Below are 1,490 nucleotides of genomic sequence, written 5' to 3' on the forward strand. Positions count from 1 at the left end.
GCTTTCTGGCTACCTTACTTGCCACCGCATGTGCTGTCGCGGTCTCACCATCCGCCAGCGCTGACCCTGACCGCTCCGTCGAAACGTCGTCGCCCCACAATGACACATCGCTTCAGTGGGAAACGCCCGCGACACCGGTAACAGCGCAGTCGGGGTCTGGGGAGCCGGATTACTCGTTCGAGTCGAAGGAACTCTCGGATGGGGCTCAAACACTCATCCACATCAACAATGCTGAAGCGCCGAGAGAGTACGTGTTCCCCGTCTCGCTCGGCGAGAATGACCGGCTTGAGGAGATGGACGATGGGACGGTCAGCCTCAACTCCGACCGTTTCCCACAAGGGGCCTTTGAGAAGCCCTGGGCAAAGGACGCGGACGGACGTGACCTCGACACGCACTTCGCCATTAATGATGGCGCCTTGGTACAGGTTGTCGATTTTGATGAGAGTACTGCGTTCCCCGTTGTCGCGGACCCCCGATTCAACTGGGGTACAGTTTCAGGACACGCATACCTCAACAAGGAGGAGACACGGCAGGCAGCAGCTGCCGCAGGTGGTGGCGGCATCGCCGCTCTACCGTGGCTTGCTCTGGTTCCGCCGCCTTTCAGCGCCGTGGTTGCGAGTAATGTGGTGAACATCGGCACGTGGGCTGTTGCTGCTGTCGCTCAGGACAAGTGCCTAGCGCTGAAGTTCGGGGCAACCGGAAGTATCTGGCCACCTAGCATCGGGGTTACGCCGGAACACCACTCTGCCGGAGACTGCTACTGACAACACTCGGAAAAGGGAACACTCTCATGAGTGCTCGGAAATATCGCTATCGTCAACTCAACGTGATTTGTTCACTGCTCCTGTTTTTCGTGGTGGCGTGGACGATAGTTACTACTCTGGTTACCGACAGTCCGTCAAGGCTAGCCATCCAAGCGGCGATCCTGACCGTCGGTGTAGCGCTCGCAGGATGGGGTATTATGCGGCGCGATCGACGCCCCTCTCGGCTCGTCCCCGCCCTAACGGGAGGAGCGTTCGCGCTTGCTACGATAGGCTCCTTTACTGCCGGAAATTCGATTGACGGGGTATCGGGTATTGTAATCACAATCGTGACGCCACTATTCCTAATGGATAAAAGAATAGACCGACTATTCCGATATCCCGTTCTAGGTGAAAGCTGACTCTAGAATACCTCCGAAGGATAAATTGTCTTATCCAGCAAGCAGGTTCCGATTGGTCTAACCGTGCTACTTTGGTTCTGCAGCTCAGTGGTACCCCAGGTAGCGCGGTGGTTTGGGGTGCCGCCGCGCCCACCCAGCCTACGGCCGGGCGCGGCCCCACCCCAGACCACGATGAGGACCGGACCCCGTCGTCCCTCCGGTGTCCGGACTGTTGACCCCGCCGTCTGTCTCGTCCTCGCTGCGCTGCGGCGAGTCAGACGGCGGGGAACCTCATTTCTTTGCCGAGGAGCCTACGGCGATTATACGGACGCACACCCTGCGTGAAAGT

Annotated in this window: 1 protein-coding gene; it reads left to right on the top strand. The window is 58.8% G+C overall.

Going from position 1 to position 1,490, the window contains the following annotated elements; all coding sequences use genetic code 11:
• The coding region (locus tag ACTXPP_RS14045) for a hypothetical protein (RefSeq protein ID WP_443342724.1) at positions 1-764 on the top strand (764 nt) is incomplete at its 5' end.
• Positions 765-1,490 lie beyond the last annotated feature (726 nt).

The organism is Candidatus Corynebacterium faecigallinarum (genome assembly GCF_052264515.1).
In the GTDB taxonomy this organism is placed as follows: Bacteria; Actinomycetota; Actinomycetes; order Mycobacteriales; family Mycobacteriaceae; genus Corynebacterium; species Corynebacterium faecigallinarum.